23 protein-coding genes are annotated in these 26,168 nt (G+C 68.0%); 11 read left to right on the top strand and 12 right to left on the bottom strand.

Annotated elements, in window-relative coordinates; all coding sequences use genetic code 11:
* The first annotated feature begins 463 nt into the window (after positions 1-463).
* Positions 464-1,753: a chloride channel protein gene (locus OG558_RS03795; RefSeq protein ID WP_405068969.1), complete on the top strand. Its 1,290-nt coding sequence runs from the start codon at positions 464-466 to the stop codon at positions 1,751-1,753.
* Positions 1,754-1,860: 107 nt separating this feature from the next.
* On the opposite strand, the gene OG558_RS03800 is transcribed toward OG558_RS03795, so the two are convergent.
* From OG558_RS03800 to OG558_RS03835, 8 genes are all read right to left on the bottom strand, one after another.
* Positions 1,861-2,679 (bottom strand): alpha/beta fold hydrolase, encoded by an 819-nt coding sequence (locus OG558_RS03800; RefSeq protein WP_329481622.1) that lies wholly within the window; start codon positions 2,677-2,679, stop codon positions 1,861-1,863.
* A 101-nt stretch (positions 2,680-2,780) separates the two neighbouring features.
* The gene (locus OG558_RS03805) at positions 2,781-3,458 is read right to left on the bottom strand and encodes a GAP family protein (RefSeq protein ID WP_329481623.1); all 678 of its coding nucleotides are present in this window, start codon (positions 3,456-3,458) and stop codon (positions 2,781-2,783) included.
* Positions 3,459-3,740: 282 nt separating this feature from the next.
* A complete protein-coding gene (locus OG558_RS03810) occupies positions 3,741-4,157 on the bottom strand; it encodes a nuclear transport factor 2 family protein (protein ID WP_405068970.1) in 417 nt (138 codons plus the stop codon).
* Between the two features lie 187 nt (positions 4,158-4,344).
* Positions 4,345-5,643: a S8 family peptidase gene (locus OG558_RS03815; RefSeq protein WP_405068971.1), complete on the bottom strand. Its 1,299-nt coding sequence runs from the start codon at positions 5,641-5,643 to the stop codon at positions 4,345-4,347.
* A 248-nt stretch (positions 5,644-5,891) separates the two neighbouring features.
* Positions 5,892-6,689, bottom strand: coding sequence for an ABC transporter permease (locus OG558_RS03820; protein WP_329481626.1), 798 nt, complete (start codon positions 6,687-6,689; stop codon positions 5,892-5,894).
* On the bottom strand, positions 6,686-7,582 hold the full coding sequence (locus OG558_RS03825; RefSeq protein ID WP_405068972.1) for an ABC transporter ATP-binding protein: 897 nt from the start codon (positions 7,580-7,582) through the stop codon (positions 6,686-6,688). Before OG558_RS03825 ends, OG558_RS03820 begins: the two co-directional genes overlap by 4 nt.
* 100 nt (positions 7,583-7,682) lie before the next feature.
* On the bottom strand, positions 7,683-8,357 hold the full coding sequence (locus OG558_RS03830; RefSeq protein ID WP_405068973.1) for a response regulator: 675 nt from the start codon (positions 8,355-8,357) through the stop codon (positions 7,683-7,685).
* The gene (locus OG558_RS03835; protein WP_405068974.1) at positions 8,354-9,523 is read right to left on the bottom strand and encodes a sensor histidine kinase; all 1,170 of its coding nucleotides are present in this window, start codon (positions 9,521-9,523) and stop codon (positions 8,354-8,356) included. Before OG558_RS03835 ends, OG558_RS03830 begins: the two co-directional genes overlap by 4 nt.
* A gap of 186 nt (positions 9,524-9,709) precedes the next feature.
* Here OG558_RS03835 and OG558_RS03840 point away from each other — a divergent pair, with 186 nt between their 5' ends.
* Positions 9,710-10,477, top strand: coding sequence for a CPBP family intramembrane glutamic endopeptidase (locus OG558_RS03840; RefSeq protein ID WP_405068975.1), 768 nt, complete (start codon positions 9,710-9,712; stop codon positions 10,475-10,477).
* Between the two features lie 9 nt (positions 10,478-10,486).
* Here OG558_RS03840 and OG558_RS03845 read toward each other — a convergent pair whose 3' ends face one another.
* From OG558_RS03845 to OG558_RS03860, 4 genes are all read right to left on the bottom strand, one after another.
* Positions 10,487-11,143, bottom strand: a complete 657-nt coding sequence (locus OG558_RS03845) for a hypothetical protein (RefSeq protein WP_329481631.1) — start codon at positions 11,141-11,143, stop codon at positions 10,487-10,489.
* Positions 11,144-11,193: 50 nt separating this feature from the next.
* A complete protein-coding gene (locus OG558_RS03850; protein ID WP_405068976.1) occupies positions 11,194-12,027 on the bottom strand; it encodes an MIP/aquaporin family protein in 834 nt (277 codons plus the stop codon).
* A gap of 54 nt (positions 12,028-12,081) precedes the next feature.
* Positions 12,082-13,548 carry a DUF2252 domain-containing protein gene (locus OG558_RS03855; RefSeq protein ID WP_405068977.1) on the bottom strand — a complete coding sequence of 489 codons (1,467 nt, stop codon included), beginning with the start codon at positions 13,546-13,548 and terminating at the stop codon, positions 12,082-12,084.
* A gap of 89 nt (positions 13,549-13,637) precedes the next feature.
* Positions 13,638-14,330, bottom strand: a complete 693-nt coding sequence (locus OG558_RS03860; protein WP_405068978.1) for a GAP family protein — start codon at positions 14,328-14,330, stop codon at positions 13,638-13,640.
* Between the two features lie 201 nt (positions 14,331-14,531).
* On the opposite strand from OG558_RS03860, the gene OG558_RS03865 reads away from it, so the two are divergent.
* The 9 genes from OG558_RS03865 to OG558_RS03905 all read left to right on the top strand — a co-directional run bounded on the left by OG558_RS03865 (position 14,532) and on the right by OG558_RS03905 (position 26,131).
* Positions 14,532-15,875, top strand: a complete 1,344-nt coding sequence (locus tag OG558_RS03865; RefSeq protein ID WP_405068979.1) for a chloride channel protein — start codon at positions 14,532-14,534, stop codon at positions 15,873-15,875.
* Between the two features lie 16 nt (positions 15,876-15,891).
* On the top strand, positions 15,892-18,669 hold the full coding sequence (locus tag OG558_RS03870) for a cation-translocating P-type ATPase (RefSeq protein WP_405068980.1): 2,778 nt from the start codon (positions 15,892-15,894) through the stop codon (positions 18,667-18,669).
* Between the two features lie 91 nt (positions 18,670-18,760).
* A complete protein-coding gene (locus OG558_RS03875) occupies positions 18,761-19,690 on the top strand; it encodes a polyphosphate kinase 2 family protein (protein ID WP_405068981.1) in 930 nt (309 codons plus the stop codon).
* An 89-nt stretch (positions 19,691-19,779) separates the two neighbouring features.
* Positions 19,780-21,504, top strand: coding sequence for a SulP family inorganic anion transporter (locus OG558_RS03880; protein WP_405068982.1), 1,725 nt, complete (start codon positions 19,780-19,782; stop codon positions 21,502-21,504).
* Between the two features lie 127 nt (positions 21,505-21,631).
* Positions 21,632-23,221: a multicopper oxidase domain-containing protein gene (locus OG558_RS03885; RefSeq protein ID WP_405068983.1), complete on the top strand. Its 1,590-nt coding sequence runs from the start codon at positions 21,632-21,634 to the stop codon at positions 23,219-23,221.
* Complete coding sequence (locus OG558_RS03890; protein WP_405068984.1) at positions 23,218-24,303, top strand: flavin-containing monooxygenase; 1,086 nt, start codon at positions 23,218-23,220, stop codon at positions 24,301-24,303. Before OG558_RS03885 ends, OG558_RS03890 begins: the two co-directional genes overlap by 4 nt.
* Positions 24,303-24,725, top strand: coding sequence for a hypothetical protein (locus OG558_RS03895; RefSeq protein ID WP_405068985.1), 423 nt, complete (start codon positions 24,303-24,305; stop codon positions 24,723-24,725). The genes OG558_RS03890 and OG558_RS03895 overlap by 1 nt, the downstream gene beginning before the upstream one ends.
* Positions 24,726-24,824: 99 nt before the next feature.
* Complete coding sequence (locus OG558_RS03900; protein WP_328526514.1) at positions 24,825-25,136, top strand: hypothetical protein; 312 nt, start codon at positions 24,825-24,827, stop codon at positions 25,134-25,136.
* An 89-nt stretch (positions 25,137-25,225) separates the two neighbouring features.
* Positions 25,226-26,131, top strand: coding sequence for an NAD-dependent epimerase/dehydratase family protein (locus OG558_RS03905; protein ID WP_405068986.1), 906 nt, complete (start codon positions 25,226-25,228; stop codon positions 26,129-26,131).
* Positions 26,132-26,168: the final 37 nt, after the last annotated feature.

Genomic DNA, 26,168 nt, shown 5'->3' on the forward strand with positions numbered 1-26,168 from the left:
GCACCCTCGACCCCGAACGCGCAGGACAGCTCGCATCGTCCTCCAGCGGCAGATCTGCCGATCGTCCCGAACCGGCGATCGGAGCGCCAGGGCGTCTACTCCTCCGCGTCAAGAGCTTGTTTCACCGGATCATCCGGCCTGGGTGACGCAGTCGCCTCAGTCGCGCTCTAGTTTGAGACAGCGACCACGGACGCTGGGAACGAGCAGCGAGGCAGACGTCACCGGCGATATGGACAGCGCGCGTGCCGCATCGCGCGGGGCGCGCTACCCGATCCGGATGAGGAGGACGTGCCCTCGGCGCGGGAGCAGGGGTACGACATGAGCATGAGGTGGACTTCTCGACCACGGTGGTGAATGCCGGCGGCAGGAGGCGGGCCGGCGAACACTGGGTCAGACCACAAGGGCCCGGGATGTCTCTACAGAAGGAGGCCCACGTGCGGACCAAGCAGCAGGAAGACACCTCATGAGCGCCCCACCCGATTCGACGCCGGCACCGCCGTTCGCTCAGACGCCACAGTTCTGGGTGCTGATGGTGAATGCGGTCGGGCTTGGCGTGTTCGGCGCAGTCGCTGCCCTGCTGTTCATGGGCCTGATCGGGCTCGGGGACAACTGGTACACGGCTTCGGATCCGGGGTGGTTCGGCGGCCAGTGGTGGTGGGTCGGGGTCACTGCTGCCGCGGGAGTCGTGGTCGGCCTGCTGCGCCGGTGGACCCACCTTCCGGCCAAGATCCCCAGCCTGATCGACGACCTCCAGCACGGACACGTCGACCGCCGATCGGTGCCGGGAATCGTGGCCGTCTCGGCCGCGTCGTTGATCGGAGGGGCCAGCCTGGGCCCGGAGCAGGCGCTCGGGTCGATGGGCGGCGGGGCTGCCGAGTGGGTCTCGCAGCGACGACGGCTCACCGACGAGGACAGCAAGGTGAACACGCACGCCGGGTTCGCCGGCGCCTACGGCGGGTTGTTCTCCAGCACGGTGATCGTGGTCATGCTGATCTTGGAGGTCGCCCGCCCGGGCGGACAGCGGATGGCCAAGACGCTGGCCGCCACCATCGTCTCCTCCAGCGTCTCGTTCGCGATCTACTTCATCGTCGCGGGCTCCTTCTTCCTCGACGCCTACCAGGTGCCCGCCTACACGTTCAAGGACTGGCAACTGCTGGCAGGTATCGGCCTGGGCCTGTTCGCGGCGGTCGTGGTGACGCTGCTGGCCACCGTGATGAAGCTGGCAGCAGGGATGTTCGGTCGACTCAAGGTTCCGGCCGTCGTTCGGTCAGTGATCGGCGGCCTGGCGTTCGGCGTCGTCGGCGTGATCCTGCCGCTGACGATGTTCACGGGCAGTGATCAGCTCAAAACCGTACTGGAGACCGGCGGAACACTCGGCGCGGGCTTCCTGGCAGCCCTCGTAGTCGCCAAGATCCTCACCTTCGCCATCAGCGAAGCCAGCGGGTTCGTCGGCGGCCCGATCTTCCCAACGCTGTTCATCGGGGGCACAGCCGGAGTGCTCGTCCACCAGATAATCCCCGGCGTGCCCCTGGGCCTGGCGTTCACCTGCCTGCTCGCCGCGGTTCCCGGAGCCATGATCTCGGCGCCGTTCGCGCTGGTGCTACTTGCCGCGTTCATGACCCAACTGGGGGCACTCGAGACCGCCCCCGTCCTGATCGCCGTCATCACCGCATTCCTCGCAATGGAGTCGGTGAAGTACGTCATAACCACACGTCGGCGAACCAGCCCCTCAACGAATCGGGCGACCGGCTGACCGCGGTGATCTGGACCGGTACGCGGACCGAATCAGGTTGTCCAGGATCGTCGGCAATGGCATGACGCACTCGGTGGCGAGCTATGAGGTGACCGCGGATCGCAGTGCTACCGGGTGTCGAGTGCGCGGATCCCGGGGCCGGTGGAGGGATCTCGGCCGGCGAGCCAGTTGTCGATCACCTGCGCCAGTTGGCGTGGGTGGCTGAAGTTGATGGCGTGTGCTGCGCGCTCGATCACCACCACGCTGACATGCGCCCGCCCACCGACATCTCGTACGCGATCGGGGCCTGGCATGAGCGGATCCCGGCCGCCCAGGACGGCGAGCGACGGAACAGGCGCGTTCAGCAGGCGCTCGAGGGATGGGAACCGGGTGAGTTCGTGGAACAGTCGCAGACCGTTCAAGGGCCCGAACCTCACATAGTCGGGCAAGGCGATCGGCACCATCCGCGGGCTCTCCCGGATCACATCGAGCCCGAGCTGGCCGAGCGCCCGCGGGAGTGGCTGATTCTGGATTCCGCCGGCCGGGGAGACGAGAACCAGGCGGTGCACCCGTTCGGGCGCGGCGTGGGCGATCTCGAGGCCGATGGGACAGCCCATGGAGTTGCCCACCAGGACCGCGGTGTCGATGTGCATCTCGTCGAGGACGGCGAGGAGCGTGTCGGCGAGCTCGGGGATGCCAAGCACGTGCTCGCCTCGTTCGCTGCGACCGTAGCCGGGCAGGTCGGGCACCAGGTTCACTCGACGCCCGGCCAGTAGCCGTGCGGTCGGCATCAAATAGCTGCCGGAGATGCCGAAGCCGTGCACATGAACGATGGGGACGTCAGGTGCATCGCCGAGACTGCGGCGGTAGTAGACCGACCGGCCGCGCACCCTGATGTACCCGGCGGTCCACCCGCCGTCTGTGAACGTGTCACGCACCGAGCGCACCCGGCTCACTCCTTCGACCGCTGTCCGACAAGTGTCGGATGGACGAGGAGAGCAGCCATCATCCGGGACGGATGATGGCACGCGTCGTCCGGGCGGCGTGCTCAGCCGCTCACCCCGACTCCGATGACGAAGCCGCCGATCAGGATCATCATCGTGGCACCGACCGTGGTGGAGTGCGCGGCGATCCACCCCTTCGCCGAGAGGAGGCGAGGTTCCATCCACCGCGGGAACAGGAGCGTCGCGACGATGGGAACACCTACGGTGCAGGTGGCGATCACGGTGTAGAAGACCACCAGGCCGAGGTCGTCGTGGAACACCAGGTTCACGCCGACGATCGCCAGGCCCGCCGCCACCGCCAGGAGAATCGCCTTCGGACGAAGGGTCAGCGCCAGGCCGATGCCGAACACCGGCAGGATGCCGAACGTGCCGATGCGCTTCAGCCAGCCCGGACTACTTCCGCTCCCGGCACGGGGCCGACGCGCGAGGGTCACCACGCCCAGCAGCACGAGGGCAATGCCGATCACCACCTCCAGCTTCCCGACGAGGGCCTCATGTTGGCGCGGTCGTCCGGGAAGTGCCTGGCCGGCCACTATCGCCAACACGACGGTGGCGAAGGTACCGAGCACCGTGCCGGCCAGAAAGGCCAGGCCGGAACGGCTGCGGCTGTCCGACAGCAGGATGAAGATGGTGGCGGTGATGGGGACGCTGCTCAGCGCCGCCGCGAGGGCCAGCGGTATCAACTGAAGCAGCGCCTGCCCCATCGCGTCTCCGATCTCCACCCCACGACGAGGATTCCGGCTTGGCGTACCAGGCCGTCCCGTCACCGGAAGTATCGCGCACCCGGCACCTAATGCCTCAGCGAGGAAGGCCGCGGCCGGCAAGTCGGCAGCACGAGTCGCGCCGGACGAGGCGGGGCGGACGAGGCGGGGCGGGTTGGGCGCGCAGCCACTTCTTCCGCGTCTGCTGGAACCGCGCCACCTTCCGCACGTGGTCGTGATGGGGGGTGACGCTGAGGGCGTAGCGGGGGGGCGTCATACCAACCGAAGGAGATCAGGCACGGATCAGGAGGACGGGACGGGTGGGGGCTTGTACAGTTCCTGGACAGCAACGTCGATGTCCCCGCCGCCAACCTCGACGGGCTCCAGGTACAAACGCGCCGCGGCGACCAAGCCGTCACGCACGATCAGGATCGTGACACCGCGCATAGCGAAGAGTGAGCCGTCCACGTGGTGACCGCGCCAGTCCCACTCGCCCCACTCGGTCCCTCCGTCCACCGAACAGGCAACCAACTCCGAGACAAAGTCCGGCACACCCTCAAACACCGACGACCAGTTCTCCAGCACCTGCGCGCGCCCACCAAAAGCACGGCCCGGGTGAAGCGGCTGGACGCTTTGGTAGTCCTCGGCGAACAAGGACGCCACTGCCCGGGCATCATGGGAGTTCGTCGCATCCCTGAGTCGTTCGAGCATGGTCGTCATACCAACGAAACCTAGTCCGCGACCACGGTCGACGTAAGGCCACGCACCTGAACCGCCACGCTTCACGCCACCTCCGTCGCCGGAGGCACAGGGTGCCGGGGCCGGGCACCTTGTGGTCCGGCGATGGCCGCAGCGTCAAGGTCGAGAGTGGGGCGGGCTGGTGCCCGCCCCACTCAGCGCTTCGGTGTCAGGAGGTGGCGGCCAGGGCGTTCACCATGCCTGCGCCGAAGAAGGTGTTGCTCGACGGGCCGCCGGTGCACTGGCGGACGTCATCGGCCGGCCAGACGGCCGGGCATGCCGTCGGCGTCGCAGTACGCCGAATCTGCGCTGCCACGGCACCTGGGCTCCAGTTGGGGTGGAGCTGACGGATCAGCGCTGCCACCCCGGCCACGTGAGGCGATGCCATGGACGTCCCACTGATCCAGACCCACCGGGCGCCGTTGGCGTCCTCGACCCCGCGCCCGGTGGCGGCCAAGGCCTCCCATTGGCCGGTGCCATCGGTGCTCGACCAGGCGGCAAGGACCCGGCCGAACGTCGTACCAGGAGTCTGCACCGCGTCGCCACCTGGCGCCGTCACGTCCACGGTCGGACCTCCGGTGTTGGAGTAACCGGCCAGCGTGGTCACGCCAGAGGCCGATACCGCGACCACACCGGGGAGTTCAGCAGGCGCCACTCGGCAGTTGTTGCGTACCTCGCGGGTCACGGCTGTGTCCGGCGGCCAGTCCGGGCTGATGGTGTCGGTGGTCGGGTGCCCCAGGTCCTGCGCCTCGTTGCCGGCCGCGGCCACGATCACGACGCCGCGCTGCTGTGCGTACCGAGAGGCATTCCGCAGGTCCGCGAGCATCGCTCGCTGCTCGGCGTCGTTGCCGCAGAAGTAGAGCCACGGGTCGGCGAACAGGCTGAGGTTGACGACGTCGAGGCGCTGGTCACCGGCGTACCGAAGCGCGGCAGCCACCGAGTCGGCGAAGCAGAAGCCCATGATGGTGCAGGCCTTGATGGCCACGATCTTGGCCCTGGGTGCCACACCGGCGATGCCGACGCCGTTGACCCGGCCGGCGATCGTGCTGGATACATGCGTGCCGTGGCCTTGCAGATCCTGTACTGCGGCCTTGTTACTGCAGTCACCGTTGGCGATCTCCCGCGGGTCGGCCGTCGGCGTGGTCGAGAAGATGAACGAGCACGACCGAGCGACGTCGATGCCGCCGGCAAGGTCGGGGTGGGTGAAGTCGACCCCGCCGTCAATCACCCCCACGTTGACGCCGTCACCAGTGGCGTTGGCGTAGGACGCCGCACCGACTCCGATCGCACGCATGTCCCACTGACAGGCGGACAGTGGCTCGGGTCCGGCTGGGACGCCGAAGAAGGCCTGGCAGTTGGCAGAGGCTGTCGCCGGGGTCAGTGCGCCGGGTGTCGCCGCTGACGCCGGGGTCAGCAACCCCAGCGTCAGCGTGAGCACGGCTCCCACGAGCAGCACGAACTTCCTCATCTGATTCCCCTTCCCCAGGGAGATGCGGACGACTCGGATCGGAACCGGCGCACCGCCCAATCAATGCCTCATGATCGATCCGCACGGGGAGTCACGCAACGCCTCGGCCAAGGTGGATCCCGCGGGAACTGCATCCCGGAGGAATGCTGGAGACAGCACCTCGCGGCGGTTCAAGCAAGCGTGTGACGCGACGAGACCGGCCGAGCCCGAGGACCAGAAGTCCGAGGACTGAGGCGCTCGCTTGTCGGTTACTTGACTTCGGACTTCATGACCAGGTGGAGGCCGAGGATGGCGGGCAAGACGAGCCAGGTTGAGGCTGTGACCGCGACGTTGGCCCACTGCTCGGTGGTGAGGGTGCCTTGGAAGAGGGCGGCTTGGGCGTAGTTGAGGTCGACCCATGGCTGCAGGTGCCGGAACCAGTCTTGGCTGGTGGCCAGGATGCCGGCGACGGTGGGCAGCAGGAGCGAGTAGACGAAGTACGTCACCAGGGCCGCCGCCGAGCTGCGGATCAGCATGCCCAGCATGGTGCCGGTCAGCAGGCAGAGCAGGCTGCCCAGCACGATGTTCAGGCCCTCGGCGAGCGACACGTCCCACACCATGTCCGTCCCGGCGATCGCGGTTCCCACCACGTTGCCGATGGCTCCGATCACGAAGGCGAACACCATCGAGGCGACGGCCACGGCGACCGACGAGACGACCTTGGCCGCGATCACGCGGTTTCGTCGCGGGACCAGCGTGAACGTCGTCAGGCCGGTGCGTTGGCTCCATTCGCCGGTGATCGACAAGATCGCGATGATCGGCAGTACGACCGTCATCGGGAATCCGATCGCCTTGGCGAAGGTGTAGTAGGTGAGGTCCGCGTCAGGGGCGAACGCGATCGTCCCGATCGTGGTCAGCAGGGCGGTGATGACGATGCTCGCCATCAGCCAGAAGCCGGAACGGGTGTCGAACATCTTGCGCAGCTCGACCGCGATGACTCTCGAGAGCGGCACCGGATGGATGTCGGCGCGCTGATCGCGGACGGGATTGACGACGATGGCGGTCATGCTGCTTTCCTTTCTCGTTGGGTGTCGGCGGTGAGCTGAAGGAACATCTCCTCCAGTCCGCCGTCGGCGGTGCGCAGCTCGACGAGAGCCACGCCTGCCTCGTGTGCCACTCGTCCGACCCGTACCGGGTCCGCGTCGGTGCGCAGAGCCCCGTCGTCCGAGACGGTGGCGTGAAGACCGGACGTGTCGAGCGCCCGCTTGAGCGCGTACAGGTCCACGGCGCGGACGACCGTGCCCGCAGACTGCAGGAGCTGCGTCTTCGAGCCCTGGCAGACGATCCTGCCCTTGCCGATCATCACGATGTCATCGGCAATGACCTCGATCTCCCGCAGCAGGTGCGACGACAGCAGGACGGTTCCGCCCTGATCCGCGTACTCGCGGAGCAGGTCCCGCATCCAGCGGATGCCGGCCGGGTCGAGCCCGTTGGCCGGCTCGTCGAGGATCAGCACGGCCGGGTGGCCGATCAGGGCGGTGGCGATGCCGAGTCGCTGGCGCATCCCGAGCGAGTAGTTGCGCACCCGGCGGTTCGCCTCGGTTTCGGTGAGGCTGACCAGCTCCAGCATCTCCGCGACCCGATGGCTGGGTAGCCCCATCGTCCGCTGGGCGATGGTGAGGATCTCGCGGCCGGTGCGGCCGGCATGCTGGGCCGAAGCGTCAAGCATCACGCCGACCTCCCGCCCTGGGTTGGGAAGGTCTGCGAACCTGCGACCGGAGATGGTGGCACTCCCCGAAGTGGGTGCGGTGAGGCCGACCATCATGCGCATCGAGGTGGACTTGCCGGCCCCGTTCGGACCCAGGAAGCCGGTCACCCGGCCTGCTGGCGCAACGAAACTGATGTCGTCCACGACGGTGCTGGCGCCGTACTTCTTGGACAGAGAGTCGATGGTGATCATGTCTCAAACGCTAGGAACCCGATCGCGTCGGCGCGTCGTCATGAGGTCGCGCTTCAGTCCGACCAGCCGATGAGCTGTGGGTCCTACTCAGGTAGGACCCTCAGCTCGGGTCGTCCGGTTGCGTCTCGGACGCGTCGAACAGGCCCGTCTGGTAGGCGAGGACGATCGCCTGTGCGCGGTCGCGCAGCGCGAGCTTTTGCAGCAGGCGGGTGACGTGCGTCTTGACCGTCGTGTCGCTGATGAACAGCTCGTGCCCGATCTCGGCGTTGGACAGACCGCGCGTGATCAGGCGGAACACCTCCGTCTCCCGGGTGGTCAAGGTGTCCACGGCCTTCGGCGGAGCCTGTCGCTGGAGTCGGGTGAAGTGCTGGATCACCCGTTTGGTGATAGCGGGTGAAAGGAGAGCATCTCCGGCGGCGACAGTGCGCACAGCGGCGATCAGCTGCTCGGGAGGGTCGTCCTTGAGGACGAACCCGCTCGCGCCGGCTCGCAGTGCTTGGTACACGTAGTCGTCGAGATCGAACGTGGTGAGGATCAGGATCCGCGCGGACGCATCGGCGGCGAGGATCCGCCGGGTCGCCTCGAGCCCGTCGAGCTCCGGCATGCGGATGTCCATCAAGATGACGGTCGGGTGGAAGCGGGCTGCCTGGGCGACCGCCTCGAGGCCGTTGCTCGCTTCCGCCACGACCTCCAGATCGGGTTCGTCGGCGAGCAGCAGCCGGAACCCTGCCCGCACCATCGATTGGTCGTCCACCACGAGGACACGGATGGTCATCGGGCACCGTGATCCAGCGGAAGCTGCGCGCGGAGTACGAAACCGCCGGCCCGGGAGGTGCCCGCGCTCATGCCCCCGCCGAAGATCCTGACGCGCTCGCGGATGCCGACCAGTCCGTGGCCGACACCGGCGTCGGTGGAAGGACCGCCGGGACCGTCGTCACGGACTTCGAGTCGAAGCTCTGTGGCGGTGTACTGCACCTCCACCTCCGCCTGGCTCGCCCGAGCGTGCTTCAGGGCATTGGTGAGCCCCTCCTGCAAGATCCGGTAGGCGGAGAGGTCGAGACCTGGCGGCAGCGCGACCGGCTCACCGCTGATCTGGAGCCGTACGGGCAGCCCCGCGGCTCGTACGTCGTCCACGAGTGCGTCGAGGTTGCCGAGTCCCGGATGCGGCAGGAGCTCGAGTTCGTCGTCGTCATGTCGCATGGCGTTGAGCAGGCGGCGCATCTCCGCGAGAGCGGTGCGTCCGGCTTGCTCGACGTTCGTGAGGGTCTCGCGATCCTCCGTGTCGGTCTCGGGCATCCGGTGGCGCACAGCCCCCACCTGCAGGACCATCACGCTGACGGCATGCGCGACGACATCATGGAGCTCTCGCGCGATCCGTCCGCGTTCCTCGGCCACCGCGACGCGAGCCGCCGCCTCCCGCTCTCTCTCGGCCCGGGTCGCGCGTTCCTCGGCGGCCTTGGTCTGCTCGGTTCGCTCCCTGAGCGCGTAGCCGACCAGCCAGCCGATCGCGAACAGCACCGGCGTGAAGATCACATCGCCGCGCACGTGATTCGGGTCGTTGTAGATGACGATCGCCGCACCGCCGAGCACGATCGCCAGGCCGACCCGTGCCTGCCTGTCGCGGGGCAGGTTGCCGAGGAGTAGGGCAGCACCCATTCCGGCGAGGAAGAGCCCGGCCTTGTCGACGATGAGCAGGCCGTCCACGAAGGAGAGCGCCGCACTCCACAGCCAGGTGACCGCCGGTGCGCCGAAGGGGAAGCGGCGTCGGGCGAGCAGGGTGAGAACGATCGTTGAGACCGCGAGCACTTCGAACAAGAGCAGGGGGCCGGTCGGGTGACCCGGGTCGTCGCGCCGCGCCGTACTGATCGCACTCTCGACCGCCGCGATCACAATCAGGACGTCGAGACCGTACTTCGAGAAGAACAGCCGCGCTCGGCTCACCCGGTCAACGTACGTCACCACGATCGTCGTCGCGTCCTACCAAGGTCGCACGGCCACTCATCGCTTGGTGCCCCCGTGAACAAGGCCTTCCGACGACGCGCTCCGGGGGGACCCGCCCATAGCGTCGTGAACACCAAGGATTGCTGAGGACGAGCCTCAGCCCGCGGAAACGAATGAGTGGGCGACATGACGACATCCGACACCGCCACCCGGGCAGTCCACATTCCGACCTGGTCCCGCGGCACTGTGCTGAAGGTGTGGGCAGCGGCGGCCCTACCCATGGGAGTGCTCGCCTGGGTCGTCGCGCCCGCCCTGGCGCACGCTTTCTCGGGGCCGATGGCCCTTCCACAAGCACTCATCGTGTGCCTCGCGGCTGGATTGATCTGGCAGTTCGTCCTCGTTCTCATCGTCGTACGACGCGAACAGGGCACCTTGCGTTGGCCGGTCGTCAAGGCCGCACTGTGGCTCAACGCCCCGATCAGCCCGCGCACCGGCAAGCGCAGCAACCGGCTCTGGTGGATGGTAGTGCCGCTGACGGCTCTGCTGGCCCTCGAAGAGATGTTGCCGTCTCTCCCTACTCCGGTGTCCCGCGACCTCGGTCTGCTGCTCGGATCTGACAGCGGGCAGGCGTGGATGTCCGGCAACTGGATCTGGTTCGCCCTGCTCGTCATCGTGTTCATCTTCAACACCGCTCTCGGCGAAGAGCTGTTGTTCCGAGGTCTGCTGCTGCCCCGGATGGGGACGTTCGGCCGGGCCGACTGGCTCGTCAACGGCGTGCTCTTCGCCTGCTATCACCTGCACGAGCCGTGGGTGATCCCGCAGACGTTCCTGGTCGACACGTTCGCCGAGGCCCTGCCCTCGCGCCGCTGGCGCAGTTCTCTGATCGGCATCGCGGTCCACAGCTCACAAAGCGTCTTCTTCTTCGTGATCGCGCTCGCACTCGTCCTCCGCTGACGCTCGATGTCAAGAGACCCCGGTCTCGGGGTCGTGGCGTTGGGTCAGCCACTGCTGATAGGACTTGGATTCGTCGAGACCGGGCTTCGCACCACCGGGGAGGGGCCGGTCGAAGACGAGCCGGGCGGTGGCTTCGAGTGTGCTTTCGAGCAGATCGGAACGACCGCTCGCCTCGAATCCCAGGGTCCACCAGTCTTGGCCGATGCTGCTGACCTCGGTCAGTTCCACGTCGCACTGCGGCTCGTGGTCCAGCTCCGAGGGGCGGGCCACGATCTGTCCTCCGGCCAGTGAGAAATGGGCTATGCGCCGGCTCTTGCCAACCGGTCGCCACCCGAGCGGGCTGCCGCTGTCCTGGTCGGCCGCGCTGACCGGAAAGGACCACTTCTGCCAGGACTCCAGGCGTCCGCGGGCGCGGCCCGCGACCTCCAGGATTCCCAGGCTCCCGTGGTACATCTTGACCTCCAGTGCCCTGCCGCCGCGGATCTTCACCGAAAGCCCGGGCAACCGCGGGGCCAGCAGGTAGCTGTCCTCGCGTGACTCCGTCCCGATCGGGAACCGCCCGAACCACCCGGTCACCGTGGTCTCCAGCCGGCCCGGGAAGATCCAGCGCACCTCCAGGCTGCGCTCTCCCGCGCCGACCCGGACCTCGGGCGGTTCAGCCGTCATCGCCACACGCTCCTGACGCTGGCCGGAGGCCAACATGTCTGCGGGCCGGCCTACTCAGTGGCTTTCGCGTCTGTGGGGGTGGCGGTCATCGGCAGCGCGCCGCCCTCGGCGGCCGCGAGCTCGTCCGGGTCGGGCCGTCCGCGCACGGTTCCGATGATCGCCACGGCGATGGCGGCCCCGAGCACCGGGCCCGCGACGTAGATCCACCAGCCCGTGTAGTCGTTGCCGACGATGTCGGGCCCGAGGGAGCGGGCCGGGTTCATGGACGCGCCGCTGATCGGGCTGGCGAACAAGCCGAGCAGGGCGACCGTCGAGCCGACCGCGATCGCCGCGTTGTGGCCGATGCTGCGGCCTCCGGTCGCAGTGTTGAGGATGATGCTGGCCAGGATCGCAGTCAGCACGGTTTCCATCACGAACGACTTCCACTCCCCGCCGGAAGTGTTGATCGGGTAGTTCCCACCCGCGCTGGCGTCGCCGAACATCCCCTGCAGGAACAGCGCGGCACAGATGGCCCCGGCGAGCTGGACCACCCAGTACGGCACCACCCATTTGGTCGGAAACACTCCCCGGCCGGCAAAGGCGAAGGTCACAGCGGGGTTGATGTGGAGTCCCGACAGCGGGCCCCAGGCGTAGATCATGGCCATCACCACCGCACCGGGCGCGATCACCGCTGCGGTCCTGCTGATCGGTGCGTTGCCCACGTAATGGTTGATCACACCCGATCCGGCCGCCACCGTCACCAGGACGAAGGTGCCGAGGAACTCGATGATCAGCCGGATCCACAACGGCCGCTGCCGCAAGGTGTCTTCCTCGAACCGGACGAAGTACCGGCGCCCGAGTGACGCCCTGTGCTCCGCATCGGGATCGATGGCGGGCTCTGCCATGGCGCGATTTCCTTTCCTTCTCGGCTGTCCGGTCTGGACGGCCCAGGTTCGGTTTCAGATGTCGGTGGTCGCTGCGGCTCTGCCGTCATCGACGGCGCTCTGGAGCGCGGCGTAGTCGCGTTCGTTCTGGTCGGCGTAGGTTTCGGCGAAGTCGGCGATTGCCTGGTCGAAGACGTCCGAGCCGCCGAGGTAGGCAGCCAGGGCGATGCGGTCGCCTGAGCGAGCGTGAGCGCGGGCCAGGGTCCTTCCGCACACCTCGGCATAGACCACCATGCCCGACGGGCCCGCCTGCTCGATCGGGAACGAGAACTTCCAGTCCTTGAGCTGGCGGACGTAGTAGTCGCGGTCCACGCCGTCCGGGCCGGGCGTGTGGGTCCAGCCGAGGAAGATGTCGCTTTCGGCCTGCATCAGGTGCTGTCCGGCGACCACGCGCTCGCCCTGGTTGGTGTACTTGGTGCGCCTGCAGTAGTCCGCCAGGACCGACGGCTGCGCCTCCTTGGCCTGCAGGAACACCGGTTCGACTCCGCCTCCGCTGTCCATCAGCACGATCCACGCGCGGGTGCCGACGCTGCCCACGCCGACGACCTTGCGGGCCGCCTGGACCAGCGTGAACTGCTCGAGCATGTGCCGCCGGTCGGACTGCAGGGTGCGCCGGTACTTGCCCAGCACCGTCTGTATCTGCTCATAGACCTGACTGGCCTGCAGGTCGGGGAAGACCTCCTCGACGGGGACGACCATCGGGGGGTCGCTGATGATCCGCCGACGGCCATCGACCACCGTGGTCAGCTTGCGCAGCGCCTGGGTGCTGTCGCGGGTGTGGGCCTTGGCCAGCATCTTCTCCGTGACCTTGTAGCCTCTGGGTTTCATCTGGGACCGGAACTGCTCAATGGCCTCTTCGATGTCCAGATGCGCGTACCACACCTCCAGGAAGGTCTGCGCCGCGAACTCGCGCATCGCCTTCCGGTACGCCTTCGCCGCCGCGAGGACAGACTTGCGGCGGTGCTTGCCTCCGAACCCGTTGTCCCGTCCCGCCACTGCCACGCTCGCCGCCAGCCGCTTGACGTCCCATTCGAACGGGCCGGGCAGCGTCTCGTCGAAGTCGTTGACGTCGAAGACCAGCTCCCGCTCCGGTGAGGCGTACGCACCGAAATTGGACAGGTGCGCATCTCCGCACAACTGCACGTGCAACCCTGACGTGGGAGTCGTGGCCAAGTCGGCCGCCATCGGCAGCGCGGCGCCCCGGTAGAACGTGAACGCCGATACCAGCATCCGCCCGTGCCGGATCGGCACCAGCTCCGGCACCCGCGACTTCGACTGCTCCAGCAGCAGCCCCACCGGATCCCGCGACTCGCCGGGCTCGAACTCCGCGTGCGACTCCCGCGGAGTGGCCCTCCGGGCGTCCTTTCCCAGCGCGACCCGGTCCGCACGACTCAACTGCCCTCGGGCGTCGGCCCGCTTCGAGTCTCCACGGAACACCCGCGCAGGGCTCGCCGATCTGCCACCCCCAGTCTTCTCGGCCATAGCTCCCCCTTCCACCCACCCCTACGGTGATACCGAGAGGGGTAGCACGGCATCACCCCTGCTGGGTGACGAGACGCGGAGAGTCCCGCCTAGAAGCTGCCGATCCCCTTGCCGATCATGACTACGCCGATCACGAGCAGCAGGACCGCCATCACGGTCGTGTTCTCGCGGACAAGCCAGGTGCGCAGAGCCTCGAGCGGCTGTGCCATCCGGTCGGCGACGACGAGGTAGGCAACGACCGGTACGGCGACGGTCGAGGCGGCGATCGCCGTGTAGACGACGATCACGACCACGATCTGACCGGTACTGAGGTCGCTTTTCCCGATGACGACGCCCGCCCCTGCGGCCATGATGAGGTTCTTGGGGTTCAGAGCTGACAGCAGTACTCCGAGCCCGAGCCCCTTGACCGGGGTCAGCGTGTCGATGGCCGACATCCATTTCGGCAACTCCGGCGGCGCACCACCGTGGGGCCGACCGCGCCACTGCTTGACGGCCAGGACGAGGAGGAGGGCGCCGAGGACCAGTTTGATCGTGCCCTGGACCGGCTTCGAGGCGTTCGGATCCTCCTCCAGCAGCAGGGACGACAGCAGGGTGAACGCAGTCACCGCGATGACGACGCCGGCGATCCAGCCGGCCAGGAACCCGATGCTGGTCGTCCTCGCGTTCGGTGACAGGAGCATGAGGATCGCCGCGATGATGGGGATCGGGCTGATCGCGACCCCCAACGCGAGCGGAAGGATGTCACCGATGACGCCGCCCATGCCTACCCCCGTCGGAGCCATCCCACTCGTCGGGCCTGCCGGTCCAGGCTCGAGCGTCAGGCAGGGGCCTTGGCCAGGCATCACCCCGTGGGGGTGATCTCACGGCAGGTGCCGGTCCGTTCACCCAGGGTCGCCGAACCGATGCAGCGGAGATCGTCCGGCCCGGACGATGCGGCCGTCGCCGACCACGTGGATGGTGGAGGCGGCTGAGAGGAGTCCGTCGTGTCGATCGGTGCACCGCCCTCGTCGCCGCCGGCGATGGACCCCTCGGCGGTCATCCGTTCGAAGCCGTACCTCATCGCGCTGGTCCTCGCCGCGCTCCTCGGGATTCCGATCTCAGCGGTCGCGTACGGTTTCCTGGCGCTGACCGGTGCGATCCAGGAGTCCTTGTTCGACGATCTCCCGAAGCAGATCTTCACCGGGGGCGCGCCCGCGTGGTGGCCGGTGCCCTGGTTGGCGCTGTGTGGACTGTTGACCGGGTTGACCATCCGGTACCTGCCCGGCAATGGCGGGCACTCACCCGCCTTCGGGTTCAAGACCGGCGGAGGTCCGCCGGTCGACCGGGACCTGCCCGCCATCGTCCTGGCCTCCCTGACCACCCTCAGTCTCGGTGCCGTCCTCGGGCCCGAGGCTCCCCTGATCGCCATCGGCGGCGGCCTTGCGGCGCTGACCGTGCACCTGATCAAGAAGGACGCGCCACCCATGGCCCTGACGGTCATGGCGGCGGCCGGCAGCTTCGCGGCGATCAGCACGCTCCTCGGCTCCCCTGTGCTCGGCGCATTCCTGATCATGGAGGCGGCCGGCATCGGGGGTGCGAGGCTGAGCTTGGTGACGCTGCCGGGGCTGCTGGCCTCTGGGGTCGGCGCTCTGGTCTTCGTCGGTCTGGACAACTGGACTGGACTCGGCAGCTTCTCACTGTCCCTGACCTCGGTACCGCCTGCTGTGGATCCGACGGTGGCCACGATGGCCTGGGCGCTGGCCATGGGCGCGGCCGGGGCGCTCCTGGGCTGGGTGATCCGCTGGATCGGGCTGTCGTTGCGTCCGGTCGTCCATCTGAACCGGGTGCTGGTGACCGCGGGTCTCGGCCTGGTCATCGGCCTGACCGCGATGGCCTACCAGCTGATCACCGACCACAGCTTCACCCAGGTGTTGTTCTCCGGCCAGGATGCGCTGCCTGAGCTGGTCGCAGACGCCACGGACTATTCGGTCGGGGTGCTGATCGTGCTCGCCGCCTGCAAGATGTTCGCCTACGGGCTCTCGCTGAGCGCGTTCCGCGGCGGACCGGTCTTCCCTGCCATGTTCATCGGTGCGGTGATCGGCATCGCCGCCAGCGGGTTGCCGGGCATGAGTCTCGCGCCGGCGATCGGCATGGGCATCGGAGCCATGTGTGCCGCGATGTTGCGGCTGCCGATGACCTCCACGCTGTTGGCCACCCTGCTGCTGGGCAAGGACGGTGTGACGGTGACGCCGCAGGTCGTGGTGGCTGTGGCAGTCGCCTTCGTCATCACCACCATGCTCCCGACTCCGGGCAAGGAAGCCGATGCACCTGTTGGCAGTACGCCGTGACCGAGAGGAGACACAGGTGAGTGAGACCGGGATGACAGCGACCGACGCAGAGCGTCCGCCGTACGTGCTCGCCGCGGACGAGGTCGTCGCCGCAGCCGGCTCCGATGCGGCGTCAGGGCTTGCCGGGAGTGAGGCAGCGAGCCGGCTCTCGACGTACGGCGCGAACGAGATCGCCGCGGAGAAGCCGCCCTCGGCCTGGGCCATCGCGCTGCAGCAACTGCGCGACCCGATGAACATCATGCTGATCGCCGTCGTGATCGTGAGCCTGGTGATCGGGGAACTCTCGACCGGGATCATCGTCGCGTTGCTCATCCTGCTGAACGTCGGGCTGGGCACCCGCCAGGAGCTCACGGCACGGGCCAGCGTCAACGCCCTCGCCGACCTGCAGGTGCCGCAGGCGCGAGTGGTTCGCGACGGCGAGGTGACGATGATCGCGGCCACGCAGGTGGTCCCGGGCGACATCGTCCACGTCGAGGCCGGCGACATCGTGCCCGCCGACGGCCGGATCGTCCGGTCCGCGACCCTGGAGGCGCAGGAGGCCGCGCTCACCGGAGAGAGTGCGCCGATCGCCAAGGGCGCGAGCCCACTGGCCTCCGCGGACGTCGGTCTGGGCGACCAGACCAACATGCTGTTCCAAAGCACCTCGGTGACGCGGGGCACGGGCACGATCGTGGTCACGGCGACCGGCATGCAGACGCAGATGGGCCGGATCGCGACGATGCTCACCTCGGTGACACGCACCCGGTCACCGCTCCAGCGGGAGCTGGACTCACTGACGAAGGTCCTGGGGATCGTTGCCTGGGGATCGGTCGCAGTCATCGTCGTGGTCGGCCTGATCCGCGGGGTGCCGGGCAAGGACCTGCTGCTGCTCGGCACCGCCATGGCCATCTCGGCGATCCCGACCGGCATGCCGGCGTTCGTCTCGGGCCTGCTCTCGCTCGGCGCGAAGCAGCTGGCCGAGGCGAAGGCCGTCGTGAAGAACCTCACCGACGTCGAGACGCTCGGTGCGACGAGCGCGATCAACACCGACAAGACGGGGACGCTCACGCTGAACCAGATGATGGTCTCGACCTTGTACGCGAGCGGGTTGTGGTTCACCGTCGACGGGGAGGGTTACGCCAAGAGCGGCGCGATCCGTTCGGTGGCAGGCGCTCCCGTGCCGGACTTCACCCGCCTCGGCCTCGGGTTGGCCCTCGACAGCGACGCGGTGGTCGGCGACGACGGATCGGTGATCGGCGACCCGACCGAGGCCGCGCTGGTGGTGCTGGCCGCGAAGCTCGGCATCGACGCCGAGGAGACCCGGCGTACCTACCCGCGGCTGTCAGAGGTTCCGTTCGATTCCGAGTACAAGTTCATGGCGACGTTCCACCGGGTGACCGTCGACGGCACCGAGCACGTCATCGAGCTGGTCAAGGGCGCGCCCGACGTCGTCGTCGCGCGCTGCAGCCAGGCGGGCGGTCCGCTCAGCGGCTCGCAGGTCCCGATCGCGGAGTCACGGCACGGCATCGACGAGGCCAACACGCGGATGGGACAGAAGGGCCTGCGCGTCCTCGCGTTCGCGGCCCGGCTGGTCTCGGAGGACGAGCTGGGCACGATGACCGGTGATCCGATGTCCTTGACCACGGGGCTGTCGTTCGTCGGGCTGGCGGGCATCATCGACCCGCTGCGCACGGAGGCGAAGAGCGCGGTCGGTACGGCGCTCACCGCGGGCATCGACGTACGCATGATCACCGGTGACCACGCGGTCACCGCGCAGGCGATCGGCGAGGAACTGGGCCTTGGTCCCGGCGCGATCAGCGGCGCGGAACTGGTGGCGCTCAGCGACGACGAACTGAAGCGGCGGATGCCCGAGCTGCACGTGTTCGGGCGGGTCACCCCCGAGGACAAGCTGCGACTGGCCCGGACCATGCAGGAGCAGGGCCTGATCGTCGCGATGACCGGCGACGCCGTCAACGACGCGGCCGCCCTCAAGCAGGCCGACATCGGGGTGGCGATGGGAAGCGGCAGCGAGGTGACCAAGCAGGCCGCGCGAATGGTGCTCACCGACGACAACTTCGGCACCCTCGTCCACGCCGTCGAGATCGGGCGGCGCGTCTACGACAAGGTCGTCTCGTACGTGCGTTACCAGATGACGCAACTGCTGTCGCTGGTCCTGCTCTTCCTCGCCGCCACGGTGTTCGACATCAACGACGGGGCGGCGATGACGCCGTCGATGGTGCTGTACCTGTTGTTCTTCGCCACCGCCGTCGGAGTGGTGATCATCGCCGTCGACCCCGGTGACCCCGACGTCATGCACCGTCCACCGCGCGACCCCGCCGTACCGATCACGAACCGGAGCGCTGTGGTGATGTGGATCGTCTACGCCTTCGTGCTCTTCCTGGCCGCGTTCGTACCCCTGGTGGCGGGGCCGGACGACCCGAGTACGACGCAAGGCAGCGTGTCGATGACGATGACGTTCGTGGTGATGGGTCTCGGGACCATGTTCAACGCGGTGGTCAACCGGCGCGACCCTGCCAGCGGCCTGACCCCACCGATCGTGAAGGCGCTGGGGATCAGCCTGATCTCCGTCGTACTGGTGTTCCTGGCCACCCAGCTCCCGACGATCCAGAGCGGGCTGCTCACCGTCGCGCTCAGTCCGCGTCAGTGGCTCACCTGCTTCGGCCTGGCCGCGCTGCTCCCGATCGTCGTCGAGTTGGACAAGCTGGTCAGGAGACGCCGGCAGCGGACGCCGGCGACGGTCAGCCCGGAGCAGGCCGTCGCACCGGCTCGGGCCCGGCACACGCCCGCCGCCTAGGTTCCGGACTCGTCCGCAAGGGGGGATGCAGAACGTTCCGGTGAGCGGTCGACTGATGGTCGGGCGGTACCTGAGGAGGTAGGGGCAGAGAATGACATCTCGCGAGCAACAGATCGCCGACTTCATCGAGCCGTTCCGGGTCGAACCGGGCTCGAAGGTCAAGCTGGCGAGGGACTTCGCGCCAGACTTCAAGGGCACGATCCAGTCCAAGAAGCGCGGCCGCAAGATGCTCGACCGCGGAATCAACCTGTTGGCCGAGTATCAGTCCCGGCTGTATGCGCAGCACACCCACGGCGTGCTGGTGGTGTTGCAGGCGCTCGATGCCGGCGGCAAGGACGGCACCATCCGCCACGTCATGACCGGGGTCAACCCACAGGGTGTGTCGGTGCACGGCTTCAAGGTCCCGTCCAGCGAGGAGCTGGATCACGACTACCTGTGGCGCTACGGGCTGCACTTGCCGGCCCGCGGTGAGATCGGCATCTTCAACCGTTCGCACTACGAGGAGGTCCTCGTCGTCCGCGTGCACCCGGAACTCCTCGACCGGCAGAAACTTCCGGCGGGCAGCCGCCAGGGCCTCTGGAAACGGCGCTATCGCGAGATCAACGAATGGGAGCGGACCCTCAGCGACAACGGCATCAAGATCGTGAAGCTCTTCCTGAACCTCTCCAAGGAGGAGCAGCGGATCCGCTTCCTGCGCCGGATCGACCTGCGCGACCACAACTGGAAGTTCTCCTCGGCCGACATCCGCGAGCGCGACTACTGGGACGACTACCAGCGCGCGTTTTCGCGGATGCTGTCCAGCACCAGCACCGAGTGGGCGCCGTGGTACGTGATTCCCGCCGACCGCAAGTGGTACGCGCGGATCGCCGCCGGCGCGGTGATCGCCAACACGCTGATCGAGATCGATCCTCGCTATCCCAAGGTCGGCAGGGACGCACGGAGGGCGCTGCAAGAGGTCAAGAGCGTCCTCGAGGCACAGGCGCCGACCGGCGCGGCGGCCGATCCGTTCGCGGAAGAATAGGCCGCGTGCATGACGACTCTGGCCCTTGACGGCGAACATGTCCGGACGGTCGGCTGACCACCATGACCGCGACCGCAAAAGAGCCGGATGTGCGATCTCCTGGGTGGCAGGACTACGTGCCTGGCGTGGGCGTGGCCAGGTCGTACCAGCGGTCGTGGCTGCCCAAGGATGTCGTCGCCGGCCTCGTGCTGTCGGCGCTGCTGGTGCCCCAGGGGATGGCGTACGCCGAACTCGCCGGACTGCCGCCCGTGACCGGGCTCTACACCTCGATCCTGTGTCTGATCGGCTATGCGGTGTTCGGACCGTCCAGAGTGCTGGTGCTCGGTCCCGACTCGTCCCTGGGCCCGATGATCGCGGCGACGATAGCGCCGCTCCTGCTCGCCAACGGTGATCCCGCTCGGGCCGTCGCGCTCGCGTCGATGCTGGCGGTAATGGTCGGCGTGGTGATGACGGTCGCCGGGCTGGCCCGGTTCGGATTCGTGGCCGACCTGCTGTCGAAGCCGACGCAGATCGGCTACATGAACGGGCTCGCGCTGACCATCGTGATCGGTCAGCTGGCCAAGCTGTTCGGGTTCAAGGTCGATGCCGACGGGCTGCTGGCCGAGCTGGGCGCCTTCGTGTCGGGGCTCGCGAACGGCGACGCCAACACGACCGCCGCGATCCTCGGGATCGGTTCGCTGGCCGGGATCCTGCTGCTGAATCGTTTCCTGCCCAAGCTGCCGAGCGTCCTCATCATCGTGGTGCTGGCCTCCGTCCTGGTCAGCGCGTTCGACCTGCAGTCCCACGACGTCGACACGGTCGGCAAGCTCCCCCAGGGCTTTCCGCCGTTCACGATCCCAGGGGTCAGCTGGGGCGACCTACCGCCACTGTTCGTCGGGGCGCTCGCCATCGCCGTCGTCGCGCTCGCCGACACGATGTCCACGGCATCGGCGTTCGCTGCCCGCCGGGGCGACCGCGTGCGCGGGAACCAGGAGATGGTCGGCATCGGTGCGGCCAACATCGCGGCCGGGTTCTTCCAGGGCTTTCCGGTCAGCACCAGCGGGTCCCGCACCGCCGTCGCCGAGCAGGCCGGTTCCAAGTCTCAGGTGACCGGCATCGTCGGCGCCGCGACGATCACCGTGGTCCTGGTCTTCGCCACCTCCCTGATGCAGTACGTGCCCCAGCCGACTCTGGCCGCGATCGTCATCGCCGCCGCGCTGTCGCTGGCCGACATCGCCGGGACGCGCCGGCTGTGGCGACAGCGCAAGACGGAGTTCACGCTGTCGATCATCGCGCTGCTCGGCGTTGCGCTCCTGGGTGTGCTGCCTGGCATCCTCATCGCCGTCGGGTTGTCCATCCTCAACGTCTTCCGCCGCGCGTGGTGGCCGCACCAGGCCGAGCTCGGCCGGGTCGAGGGGATCGATGGCCTGCACGACACCGAGAGCTACCCCGACGCCGAGCTACTGCCCGGCCTGGTCGTCTACCGGTTCGACGCGCCCCTGATCTTCGCGAACTCGCGGATGTTCAGTGAGAAGGTCCGGGAGATCTCCGAGGACAGCCCGGACCTTCGCTGGATCATCGTGGCCGCCGAGCCGATCACCGACATCGACACCACCGCCTCGGACATGCTGCACGAGCTGGACGCCTGGCTCAACGCGCGCGGTGTGTCCCTGGTCTTCGCGGAGATGAAGGATCCGGTGCGCGAGAAGGTCGGGCGCTACGAGCTCACCCGCACGATCGATCCGGCGCACTTCCTCCCCACCCTCGACGAGGCTGTCGAGGAGTACGTCCGGCAGACCGGCGCGACCTGGCGCGCTCCGAGCCCGGAGAGCTGAGCGCCCTGTTTGTTGTCTGCTTGTCGGCGTAGGTTGTTGGTACCGAGGATCTCCTGTGCCCTGACCCCGCTGGGATCACCAACCACTGCCGACAACACGAAAGTAGAAGCAGATGGACTCTCAGGGCGTGTTCAGCACAGAAACGGTCGGATTGGCTGCTGTAGCGCCCACGGGCTTGGTGCGGCTGCATGACGGCGACCTGCTCGAGCTTGGCATCGGTGCGGTGCGCAAACGCATCGATGACGCCGAGCTGCGCATGCTTGCCTACAACGGGTCGATCCCAGGCCCGACCCTGCACGTGGACCAGGATTCGGAGATCACGGTGCAGGTGCGGAACGACGGTGACGTAGAGACGACCGTGCACTGGCACGGCCTGCGGTTGGAGAACCGGTACGACGGGGTCCCGCACGAGACGCAGAAGCCGATCGAGATCGGCGGATCGTTCACCTACAAGCTGCAGTTCCCCGACGCCGGCCTGTACTGGTACCACCCGCACATGCGGGAGGACTTCGCCCAGGAGATGGGCCTGTACGGCGCGATCGTCGTCGAGCCGTCGGACCCGTCGTACTGGCCCGCCGTCGACCGGCAGCTCACTCTCACGGTGGACGACCTGCTCGTCGAAGACGGACACATCGCGCCCTTCAACCGGTCCGGGCCGACCTTCACCGCCATGGGCCGGTTCGGCAACGTCATGCTGATCAACGGCGAGACCCAGTTCTCCGGCCAGGCAGTGCAGGGAGAGGTCGTGCGCCTCTACCTGGTCAACACGGCCAACACCCGCATCTTCAACGTGGCCGTCCGCGGCGCGCGGGCGAAGCTGGTAGGCGGCGACAGCGGCCGGTACGAGCGCGAGACGTTCATCGAGGCGGTATTGCTCGCCCCCTCCGAACGCGCGGTCGTCGACGTACTGTTCGACACTCCCGGCGAGGTGCGGCTGGAGAACCGGACCCCGGACCGGGTGTACGACCTCGGCGGGTTCACGGTCGCGGGCGGCGATGGCGGCGTTGCTGCTGCGTCGTTCGACACGTTGCGCACCGACCCGGACCTCACCGCAATACACCAGTCGATCGGCCCCGATCTGGACCGAGAACCCGACAAGGTCCTCGCGTTCTTGTCCCAGATGCCACTCCTGTACGGCGGGGACGACGCACTCGCGTCCAGTTACGCCTGCCCGATGCATCCCGACGTCACTGCCACCGAGCCGTCGAAGTGCCCACAGTGCGGCATGAAGCTGGTTCCCTCCACCGCGATGCCCCAGGAGGCCGCAGCGCACGGCGGACACGATCACGGTGATGGCCTCGAGTGGGAAGACCTGATGCCGGAGATCAACCGCGCATCGGATCCCGGCAACATGATCTGGCAACTCGTCGACCGGGAGACCGGCGCCGAGAACGGAGCCATCACGTGGGCGTTCACCGTCGGCGACCGGGTCAAGATCCGGCTGGTCAACGAGATGGACTCCGACCACCCGATGCACCACCCGTTCCACATCCACGGCGCCGGTCGCTTCCTCATCCTGTCCAGGGACGACGAGCCGGAGACCGACCTCGTCTGGAAGGACACCGTCCTGGTGCGCGCCGGCGAAACGGTGGACATCCTGCTGGACGTGTCGAATCCCGGGCTGTGGATGGCGCACTGCCACATCGCCGAGCACACCGAGAGCGGCATGATGTTCAGCTTCAATGTCGCCCGGCGTCCCGAGGCGGTGTCGTCATGACGGACGTCCTGGACGTGCTGGTGATCGGCGGCGGCCAGGCCGGTCTGGTGATCGGCTACCACCTGGCCGAGCGCGGGCAGCGCTTCCTGATCCTGGACGCCGGCCCGGAGATCGGCCACGCGTGGCGCTCGCGATGGGATTCCCTGCAGCTCTTCACACCGGCCCAGTTCGACAACCTGCCAGGAATGCCGTTCCCCGCCGCGAAAGACACCTATCCCGGCAAGGACGACGTCGCGGACTTCCTGCAGGCGTACGCGGCGCGATTCCAGCTACCGGTGCAGCTGAACACAACCGTCGAATCGCTGACCAGGAGCGACGACGGGTACGTCGTGACGACGGGCCGAGACACCTGGAAGGCCCGGCAGGTGGTGGTTGCCACCGGGCCGTTCCATACCCCGTCGATCCCCCCGATCGCGAACGACCTCAGCGCAGAGGTGACCCAGATCCACAGCGTGGAATACCGGCGACCGCAAGACCTCGCGGGCGAAAAGGTCCTGGTCGTAGGAGCCGCGAACTCGGGCTGCCAGATCGCCCTGGAGCTCAGCGCCACCCACACCGTGGAGCTGGCGGCCGGCCAACGGATCCCGACGATCCCTCAGCGGCCCTTCGGTCGCGACGTGTGGTGGTGGGCGAGCGGGCTCGGACTGGACCGGGTCACGGTCGGCTCCCGGCTGGGAAACCGGCTGGCCGGACGTGACCAGGTGATCGGCAGCGGACCGCGACAGCTTGCGAAGCGGCACGGCATCCGGATCCGTCCCCGCGTGACGGCGGCGACCGGCCGGACCGTGACCTTCGCCGACGGGACTGCGTCGGAGTACGACGCTGTCGTGTGGGCGACCGGGTTCACGACGGAATACGCCTGGATCGACGTGCCCGGCGTACAGGACGAACGGGGACGCATCCCGCACAACCGCGGCGTCACCTCGTCCCCCGGTCTGTACATGCTCGGCCTCACCTGGCAGCACACCAGGACCTCGGCCCTCCTCGGCTGGGTCGGCTCCGACGCGTCGTACCTCGCGGATCAGATTGCCGCCGCAGGCTCGGATCAGTCGATCCAGACCTTGCAGTCCCCACCGCGCTGATGTCGAGACTGTTCGCCAACGAGCGGGTCCCGCTCGCCTGGGGACTCGTCTGGGGCGTCATCCAGGCCGCGGCGCCGCTCGGTTTCTGGTGGCTCGATGCAGCGACCGTCTACGCCCTCTCGGTGGTACTGATCGCCTCGGTCTACATCGGCTTCGCCGTCGCCGATGGACGACCGGCGGTCATCGCCGTCGAGATCACCGTCGCCGGCGCATTCGTCGTACTCGCCGCTGTGGGCATCACCGGATCGGTGTGGCTACTCGTCGTCGCCCTGATCGCCCACGGGTTCAAGGACCTCTGGCAACACCGCACGCACTATGTCGCGAACACCCGGTGGTGGCCCCCGTTCTGCCTCGCCGTCGACTGGCTCGCCGCGACGATCATCGCCATCGCGATCGTCGCCGGGGTCTCACTCCACCAGTGACGGTTCCTTCCGCGCTGGCAAGACCGCGGTCGGGCGGCCGATGACGGCGCGAGTACGCTCGGAAAGACACCAGCGGCTTCGGGATCAGTGGAGGTAGCGATGACTGACGAACCCTTCGAAACGTCGGAGGATGTTCACCACGACCGCCGCGAGCACGGCGGCCTGCCACTGCACCCGGACGACGACGATCTCGCCCGCCGGACGGAGCAGGAGCGGGTCGAAGCCGGTGTCGACGCCTACGACCCCGACGACGTCCCGCCGGCCACCGATGTGCCCGCGGCGGATGATCCGACCGACACCGAGGAGTATCGGGAGGAAGAGGCGGAGATCAAACGCCAGACGGAGGAGAGCGAGCTCTACCCGCTGACCGATCGCCACCCGTTCCCGCCCTCCCACTACGACAAATCCTGACCCACAGACGCAGCGCACCACCCCCAGGCCGGCAACCGGGACCATCGGATAGGTAAGACTGGGCGCCGGGTCCTGTGAAAGGGGTATCAGTGCACGTCGTCGTCGGCGCCGGTCCTGTCGGGTCTGCTACTGCTCGGCTACTCGCGGGTCAGGGAGAACAGGTTCGCGTGATCACCAGGTCCGGGAGCGGGCCTGAGGCCGGCGGGATCGAACGCGTCGCGGCGGACGCGAGTGATGGGGAGGCGCTGGCGCGGCTGACCGAGGGTGCGACAGCGATCTACTCGTGCGCGGGACCGCCGTACCACCGGTGGTCGACGGATTGGCCTCCGCTGGGGGCAGCGCTCATCCGGGCGGCCGAAACGACAGGCGCCGTACTGGTGACAACCGGCAACCTCTACGGGTACGGCGCTGTCGACGGAGTGATGACCGAGGAGACGCCGCTGCTACCCAACTCGGTCAAGGGGCGGGTGCGCGCCAGACTGTGGACCGATGCGTTGGCCGCGCACGAGGCAGGTCGGATCCGGACCGCGGAGGTGCGGGGCTCGGACTACCTCGGCGCCGGCGCGGTGTCGGCGTTCAGCGTCATGGTGCTGCCCAAGGTGATCAAAGGCGGGCGCGGTCTGGCGCCGGCGGACCTCGACGCACCGCACAGCTGGACGTATGTCGGTGATGTCGCGAAGACCCTGGTCGCGGTCGCGGCCGACCCGAGCGCCTGGGGCCGCCCCTGGCACGTGCCGACCCCGGCCCCGGTGTCGGTCCGGGCCCTCGCCACCCGCGCCGCCGAACTCGCAGGAGCGCCCCGGGCCCGCGTTGCGAAGATGCCCGCGATCGCGCTCCGGCTCGCCGGCCTGTTCAGCCCGGACGCCCGCGAGATGCTCGAGACGCAGTACCAATGGCAGCGCCCGTTCATCGTCGACTCCACCGCCGCAACCGTTGCCTTCGGCATCAAGCCTGCCCGCACCGACGACGCCCTCCGGGAAATGATCGTCGCGTAACGACCCCTTAGGCTGTGCGGATCGACGGAAGGGCAGG

It is taken from the genome of Kribbella sp. NBC_01510 (genome assembly GCF_045040325.1).
Taxonomy (GTDB): Bacteria; Actinomycetota; Actinomycetes; order Propionibacteriales; family Kribbellaceae; genus Kribbella.

Coding starts and splice junctions, on each gene's coding strand:
- OG558_RS03855 (WP_405068977.1), bottom strand. CDS start 13,548: ATGGCCGAGAAGACTGGGGGTGGCAGATCGGCGAGCCCTGCGCGGGTG.
- OG558_RS03875 (WP_405068981.1), top strand. CDS start 18,761: ATGACATCTCGCGAGCAACAGATCGCCGACTTCATCGAGCCGTTCCGG.
- OG558_RS03850 (WP_405068976.1), bottom strand. CDS start 12,027: ATGGCAGAGCCCGCCATCGATCCCGATGCGGAGCACAGGGCGTCACTC.
- OG558_RS03890 (WP_405068984.1), top strand. CDS start 23,218: ATGACGGACGTCCTGGACGTGCTGGTGATCGGCGGCGGCCAGGCCGGT.
- OG558_RS03820 (WP_329481626.1), bottom strand. CDS start 6,689: ATGACCGCCATCGTCGTCAATCCCGTCCGCGATCAGCGCGCCGACATC.
- OG558_RS03840 (WP_405068975.1), top strand. CDS start 9,710: ATGACGACATCCGACACCGCCACCCGGGCAGTCCACATTCCGACCTGG.
- OG558_RS03845 (WP_329481631.1), bottom strand. CDS start 11,143: ATGACGGCTGAACCGCCCGAGGTCCGGGTCGGCGCGGGAGAGCGCAGC.
- OG558_RS03795 (WP_405068969.1), top strand. CDS start 464: ATGAGCGCCCCACCCGATTCGACGCCGGCACCGCCGTTCGCTCAGACG.
- OG558_RS03815 (WP_405068971.1), bottom strand. CDS start 5,643: ATGAGGAAGTTCGTGCTGCTCGTGGGAGCCGTGCTCACGCTGACGCTG.
- OG558_RS03900 (WP_328526514.1), top strand. CDS start 24,825: ATGACTGACGAACCCTTCGAAACGTCGGAGGATGTTCACCACGACCGC.
- OG558_RS03830 (WP_405068973.1), bottom strand. CDS start 8,357: ATGACCATCCGTGTCCTCGTGGTGGACGACCAATCGATGGTGCGGGCA.
- OG558_RS03860 (WP_405068978.1), bottom strand. CDS start 14,330: ATGGCTCCGACGGGGGTAGGCATGGGCGGCGTCATCGGTGACATCCTT.
- OG558_RS03895 (WP_405068985.1), top strand. CDS start 24,303: ATGTCGAGACTGTTCGCCAACGAGCGGGTCCCGCTCGCCTGGGGACTC.
- OG558_RS03810 (WP_405068970.1), bottom strand. CDS start 4,157: ATGACGACCATGCTCGAACGACTCAGGGATGCGACGAACTCCCATGAT.
- OG558_RS03825 (WP_405068972.1), bottom strand. CDS start 7,582: ATGATCACCATCGACTCTCTGTCCAAGAAGTACGGCGCCAGCACCGTC.